Annotated in this window: 3 protein-coding genes; 2 read left to right on the forward strand and 1 reads right to left on the reverse strand. The window is 73.5% G+C overall.

Annotated elements, in window-relative coordinates:
* Positions 1-182 precede the first annotated feature (182 nt).
* Positions 183-368 carry a hypothetical protein gene (locus tag Q7T67_RS08155; protein WP_304787884.1) on the forward strand — a complete coding sequence of 62 codons (186 nt, stop codon included), beginning with the start codon at positions 183-185 and terminating at the stop codon, positions 366-368.
* Positions 369-822: 454 nt separating this feature from the next.
* Here Q7T67_RS08155 and Q7T67_RS08160 read toward each other — a convergent pair whose 3' ends face one another.
* Positions 823-2,397, reverse strand: a complete 1,575-nt coding sequence (locus Q7T67_RS08160; RefSeq protein WP_304787888.1) for an acyl-CoA carboxylase subunit beta — start codon at positions 2,395-2,397, stop codon at positions 823-825.
* Positions 2,398-2,696: 299 nt separating this feature from the next.
* Between Q7T67_RS08160 and Q7T67_RS08165 the strand changes: the two genes are divergently transcribed.
* Complete coding sequence (locus tag Q7T67_RS08165; protein WP_304787890.1) at positions 2,697-6,947, forward strand: phosphodiester glycosidase family protein; 4,251 nt, start codon at positions 2,697-2,699, stop codon at positions 6,945-6,947.
* Positions 6,948-6,991 lie beyond the last annotated feature (44 nt).

A 6,991-nucleotide genomic window follows, 5' to 3' on the forward strand; every position in this document is an offset into this window, starting at 1 on the left:
CGCCACCCCCGGCGACCTGGACCTCGGCGTGCAGGAGCTCGACGAGTTCGTCGCGCCGTTCGACTTCGGCGACTTCAAGGACGGCTTCGCCGTCGGCGCCGGCCTCGGTGCCGCCACCGGCGCGGCCGCCATCGCGATCGCGACCTGATCCGGCCCGTACCGACCCGACCGAGAGGAACGTCATGTCCCAGCAGTCCAAGCGCATGAACCCGACCCTCCTGCTGCCGCTGTTCGTGGTGGTCGCCTTCCTCCTCGTCCTCGGGGCGGTCGGCACCAGCAGCACCGCGGTCTGGGCGGCCCTGACCATCGTCCTCCTCGCCGCCGCCGCCACCTTCGGCGCCTCGGCCGCGAGGGCGAAGCACCGCTGACCCACGGGTCACCCCCGCAGCACCGGACCGGGCGCCATCGGCGCCCGGTCCTTCGTCGTCCCCGGCGGGCGACCGATCTCGACGAGGCCTCGGACGGAGAACGCCAGGCAGTCGGGCCGGTGGCGGAAGGCCGCCGGATGGCCGCCGACCGGCCGCCGGAAGCGGTGGCGCTGGCCCGGCCGGAGTCCTGGCCCGGCCGCCCTCAGGTGAGGGGCCCGGCCGCCTCCCCCCAGGCGGTCGGGCCGGTGACGGACGGCCGCCGGATGGCCTCCGACCGGCCGCCGGAAGCGGTGGAACTGACCCGGCCGGAGTCCTGGCCCGGCCGCCTTCAGGTCAGGGGCCGCCTCCCCCTCAGGCGGTCGGGCCGGCGAGGGTCGGCCGCCGGATGGCCGCCGCCCGGCCGCCGGAAGCGGCGGAACCGGCCCGGCCGAAGTCCTGGCCCGGCCGCCTCCCCCTACAGCGGGATGTTGCCGTGCTTGCGCTTGGGCTGCGCGACACGCTTGGTGCGCAGGACGCGCAGGGCGCCGGCGACCTTCTGGCGCGTCAGCGACGGCTCGATGACGTCGTCGATGTAGCCGCGCTCGGCCGCCACGTACGGGTTGGCGAAGCGCGCCTTGTAGTCGTCCATCAGGACCGTGCGGCGCTCGTCCGGCGTCGGCGAGCCCGCGATGTCCCGGCGGTAGATGATGTTGACCGCGCCCTCGGCACCCATGACCGCGACCTCGGCCTGGGGCCAGGCGAAGTTGAAGTCCGAGCCGAGGTGCTTGGACGCCATGACGTCGTAGGCGCCGCCGTAGGCCTTGCGCGTGATGACCGTGACCTTCGGGACGGTCGCCTCTGCGTAGGCGTAGAGCATCTTCGCGCCGTGGCGGATGATGCCGTCCCACTCCTGCGAGGTGCCCGGCAGGAAGCCCGGGACGTCGCAGAACGTGATCAGCGGGATGTTGAACGCGTCGCAGGTGCGGATGAACCGGGCGGCCTTCTCGGACGCCTCGATGTCGAGCACGCCGGCCATCTGGTTGGGCTGGTTGCCGACGATGCCCACCGCGTGACCCTCGATCCGGCCGAAGCCGCAGAGGATGTTCTTCGCGAAGTTCTCGTGGACCTCGAAGAACTCGCCGTCGTCCGTGACGAGCTTGACCACGACGCGCATGTCGTAGGGCTTGTTCGGGTTCGCCGGGACGGCCTCGTTGAGCTCGAGCTCCTCGCGGTCCCACGGGTCGTCCGTCGGGACGACCGGGGTGGTCTCGAGGTTGTTCTGCGGCAGGAACGAGAGGAGGTAGCGCGTCTCCTCGAGCGCGTGGTCCTCGTCGTCGAACGCGAAGTGCGCGACCCCCGAGCGGGAGCTGTGCGCCATGGCGCCGCCGAGCTCCTCCATCTCGACCTCCTCACCGGTGACCGTCTTGATGACGTCGGGGCCGGTGATGAACATGTGGGAGGTCTCCTTGACCATCCCGATGAAGTCGGTGATCGCGGGCGAGTAGACCGCGCCGCCGGCGCACGGCCCCATGATCAGCGAGATCTGGGGGATGACGCCGGAGGAGTCGACGTTGCGCTGGAAGACGTCGCCGTAGGCGCCGAGCGAGACGACGCCCTCCTGGATGCGGGCGCCACCGGAGTCGTTGATGCCGATGACCGGGCAGCCGATCTTGCCGGCGAGGTCCATGACCTTGCACATCTTCTCGCTCATGACCTCGCCGAGCGAGCCGCCGAAGACGGTGAAGTCCTGCGAGAAGACGGCGACGGGGCGGCCGTCGATCGTGCCGTGCCCGGTGACGACCGCGTCGCCCCAGGCCCGCTGCTTCTGCATGTCGAAGTCGTGCGTGCGGTGCCGGACGAAGGTGTCCAGCTCTTGGAAGGACCCCTCGTCGAGGAGCTTCTCGATCCGCTCGCGCGCCGTGTACTTGCCCTTGGCGTGCTGCTTCTCGACGGCCTTCTCGGACGCCGAGTGGATCGCCTGGTTTCGGAGGTCGCGGAGGAGCTCGAGCTTGTCCTCGAACGTCTCGGGCGATTGCAGACGCTGGCTCATGAGGTCGCCGATGCTATCCGCGCGCGGCCCGGCCACGCCGTGCGGGGCGAGGGTGCCGGACGACCGGGGGGACCGCTCGGGTGTGCGGGGCACGCGCCATGGGCGTTTCCGTGGGCGTTCACGGTTGTTCACGAGCGCGTCACCGTCCGGTGACAGGAGATGGCGCCACGCCGCTCAGAGTGGCCCGGTCGCACCCTCGCCCGCCCACCGCGGTCGAGGGCCCGGACGTCCGGGCCCCTCGTCGGGGTCGCGGGTCGATCCGCGGGCGACCCACGTCCCCCCCCCCAGCAGGAGCCCCCGTGTCCCGATCACCCTTCCCGGCCCGCCGCCGGTGGCGCGCACCGGCCGCCGCCGTCGCGGTCGCCCTGGCGCTGCCCACCGTCGCCCACGCCGCGGCACCGCCGCTGTCCCTCGTCGACGACACCGAGCCACTCGGCCCCGGCGTCGAGCTCAGCCACCAGAAGTACCTCGCCGCGACCGGCTGGGTCGACCGCCAGGTGCTGAAGGTCGACCTGAGGAACCCGGCCGTCACGACCGACCTGCTCCACGCCGACTCCGTGGCCCAGGGCTCGGCGCTGTCGAAGCAGGCGAAGGCCGCGGACGCCGTGGCCGGCGTCAACGGCGACTTCTTCGACATCGGCAACTCCAACGCCAGCCTCGGCTTCGAGATCGCCGGCGGCGCGCTGCGCAAGAGCGGCACGCGCAACAACGGGCAGTCGATCGGCGTCACCCAGGGCGGCGTCGGGCGGCTCGCGAACCTGGCGCTGGCGGCGAAGGCGACCTGGGGCGGGACGGACCACCCCGTCGCGGGCCTCAACCAGGTCGGCGTCCCCGCGAACGGGATCGGCGTCTACACCAGCACGTGGGGCTCCTACGACCGGGCGACGCAGGTCGCCGGGTCCGGCGACGTCGCCGAGGTGCGCGTGGCCGACGGCAAGGTCGTCCAGGCCGCCGCGGCCCCCGGATCCGGCACCCTGCCCGCCGGGACCAGCGCGCTGGTCGGTCGCGAGGCCGGGGCCGACGCCCTGAAGGCGCTGAAGGTCGGCGACGCGGTCGCCCTCTCCTTCGGCATCTCGCCCGAGGCGGCCTCCGAGTTCAAGTTCGCGGTCGGCACCGACGCGCAGCTCGTGCGCGACGGGGCGGCCGTCCCCGACGCCGAGGCGAACGCCGGCGCGTCGGGTGCCGCCATCGCGCCCCGCACCGCGATGGGCTTCGCCGACGGCGGGCGGACGATGATCCTCCTGACCGTCGACGGCCCGGGCGGCACCGGCAAGGGTGGCGCGACGCTGCCGCAGGTCGCGAGGATGCTCGACGACCTCGGTGCCGAGACGGCCGTCAACCTCGACGGCGGCGGCTCGACCACGATGGTCGGGCGCGGCCTCGGTCTGCCCGACGCGACGGTCCGCAACGTGCCGTCCGACGGGAACGAGCGCAGCGACCCCAACGGCGTCGGCGTCATCGTCACGAAGGGCAACGGCCGGGTCGAGGACCTCGTCGTCCGCGCCGCCGGCGACGCCCCGCGGGTCTTCCCGGGCCTGCACCGGACCCTGACCGCCTCGGCGGTCGACGACCACCAGTACCCCGTGGCGATCGCCCGCGGGGACGTCCGCTGGAGCGCCGACGCCGGGTCCGTCGACGGCGGCCAGCTCCGCGCCCCCGACGCGCCGGGCACGAAGGTCGTCGTCCGCAGCACCACCGACGGCGCCCGCGCCGACACGCCCGTCCGGGTCCTGGGCCGCCTGCGCACGCTCGAGAGCTCGAGCCGCCGCCTGTCGATCGCGGACACCAGCACGCCCGTCACGCTGAAGGTCACCGGCCGCGACGCGGAGGGCTACGCCGCACCGGTCGAGGCCGTCGACCTCGACCTCGACTACGACGCGAAGGTCGTGAAGGTCCAGCCGTCGGGCAGCTCCCTGAAGATCACCCCGCTCGCCACGGGCGGCACCGTCATCACGCTGAAGGCCGGCGGACGGACGGTGAAGGTGCCGACCACGGTCGGCGTCGAGACCACGGAGCTCTACCGCTTCGACCACGCCGACGAGACGGCCCAGTGGGTCACCAACGGCACCGCCGGGACCACGAAGACGCTCTCGAAGGTCCCGGAGGGCCTCAAGCTGAGCTACGCGAAGGCCCGCAACATGGGCATCACGAAGCAGCCGCTGGCCTCGGCGATCCCGGCGGCCGGCCAGCCGCTGCGCCTGCGGGTGCGGGTCTGGGCCGACGTCGCGACCGAGTACTCGAACCTGGCCTGGATCGACGCGTCCGGCGCCCGGAAGAGCCAGCTGAAGCCCGGGCTGCAGCCCGGCTGGAACACGCGCGAGTGGGACATGCCGTCCGACACGAAGTTCCCGGTCAAGGTGTCCGAGTTCCAGGTCGTCGAGACGAACACCGGCCGCCAGGCCGACGGCTCGTTCGTCATCGAGAAGATCGAGGCGGACAACGCCCCGGCGGTCGAGCTGCCCGCCCAGGAGCCGCTGCGCGAGGACGACCTGTTCTCCGCGGACGGCACCACGAACGGCAAGGACGACTGGAGCTTCGCGACCCTGTCCGACGTCCAGTTCACCGCCGCGGACCCGACGCTGGCCAAGGTCGGGATCGCCGCACTCAAGCGGATCCGCAAGAGCAGGCCGGACCTCGTGGTGCTCAACGGCGACATCGTCGACCTGGGCGCCCCCGCCGACCTGGACCTCGCCCGCGAGACCCTCGAGGCCGGCGGCTGCGACCTGATCGCCGTCGGCGCGGAGCCCGCGCCGGACAGCACCCCGGACGCCTCGACGGGCAAGGTGCCCTGCTACTACGTGCCGGGCAACCACGAGGCCTACACCGCGGCCGGTCAGGGCGCGCTGGACGCGTTCACCGCCGAGTTCGGCCGTCCCTACCGGACGTTCGACCACAAGGGCACCCGGTTCATCCTGCTCAACAGCGCGCTCGGCTCGCTCCGCGGGTCGGACTTCGGGCAGCTCGCGATGTTCGAGGACGCGCTGCGGACCGCGCGGACGGACGACAGCGTGAAGAACGTCATGGTCTTCGCGCACCACCCGGTCGACGATCCGGCCGAGACGAAGGCCAGCCAGCTGGGCGACCGCGACGAGGTCGCGCTGATCGAGCGGCTCCTCACCGACTTCCGCGAGGCGAGCGACAAGGGCGTCTCGATGGTCGGCTCCCACGCCCAGATCGCCGACGTCCACCGCGTCGAGGGCGTCCCCTACACCGTGCTCCCGTCCTCGGGCAAGGCGCCGTACGGCACCCCGGACCGCGGCGGCTTCACCGGCTTCATGGACTGGAGCGTCGACCGTGACGCTCCCGCCGGGAAGCAGTGGCTGACCGCCGACGTCAACGCGTTCGCGCAGTCGATCACCCTGAACGCCCCGGAGAGCGTCGAGGTCGGCGAGACGAGCGTCCTCAGCGGCTCGATCGTGCAGCCGTCGGGCGTGGCGGCGGGCACCCGGGTGGTGCCGCTGGCCTACCCGATGTCGGTCCACTGGAGCGGCGACGGACTGGCCGTCGGGTCGGGCGAGGCGGCGACCGACGCCGCCCGGAAGGCCGGCAAGCTGGCGATCCTCGACCCCCGCACGCGGGAGCTGACCGGTCTGCGGACCGGCACGCTGAAGGTCGCGGTCACGAACGAGTCGATGCGCGAGTACACCGACGAGGCGTCCCTGGCCCCGATCACGACGGAGCGGACGATCGCGGTGAAGGCCTCCACGGGCCCCGGACCGCGCTTCGCCGCGACGGTGCCGACGTTCGGCGTCCAGCCGGCCACCACGGTCAGCCCCACGAAGGTCGTGACGGTGCAGAACGGCGGCGACCGGGACCTGACCCTCTCCGCCGCCAGGATCGTCGCGGGCGACGACGCCTCGAAGGGCGAGTTCCTGCTGGCCGACGACTCGTGCAAGGACCGCACGATCGCGCCGGGTGCGTCCTGCGAGGTCCTGGTCCGGTTCGCCCCGGCCCGGGAGAACGCGACGTCGACGGCGGCCCTCGTGTTCGACACGAACACGGCGGACCGCGAGCACCGCGTCGCGCTGAGCGGCACGAGCACGACGATCCCGAAGGGCCCGGCCGGCGCGGACGGCGCGCCGGGCACGCCCGGGGCGACGGGCGCGACCGGACCGCAGGGCACCCCCGGGCGTGACGGCGCACCCGGGGCGACGGGGGCCACCGGCGCGACCGGCGACCCCGGTGCGGCGGGCCCCAAGGGCGACAAGGGCGCGACCGGGCCCAAGGGCCCGAAGGGCGCACGCGGCCCCCGGGGTGCGACCCCGCGCGTCGCGGTCTCCTGCCGCCTGACCAACGGCCGGCGCTCCGTGCGCTGCACCGTCCGGACGACGACGAAGGCCCAGGCCCGGTCGAAGGTCCGGGCCACCGTGAAGGTCGCCGGGCGCTCGCGGACGGTCACCCGCACGGGCGGCACGACGTTCACGGTGGACGCGGGTCGCAGGCTCGCGCGCACGACGCGCGTCCGCGTCTCGGCGCGGATCGGCGACGCCGACCGCGCGGTCACGGTCGTGACGGGTCGCAAGGCCCGCACGACGGCGCTCACGCGCTAGCGGGATCCGGGCACGGGGCCGCGCCGGCCGGCGCGGCCCCGTGC

This window comes from Patulibacter sp. (assembly GCF_030655195.1).
GTDB lineage: Bacteria > Actinomycetota > Thermoleophilia > Solirubrobacterales > Solirubrobacteraceae > Patulibacter.

What these genes read in the sequence shown, in the direction of transcription:
- Q7T67_RS08155 (WP_304787884.1), top strand. Translation starts at nt 183, where the DNA reads ATGTCCCAGCAGTCCAAGCGCATGAACCCGACCCTCCTGCTGCCGCTG.
- Q7T67_RS08160 (WP_304787888.1), bottom strand. Translation starts at nt 2,397, where the DNA reads ATGAGCCAGCGTCTGCAATCGCCCGAGACGTTCGAGGACAAGCTCGAG.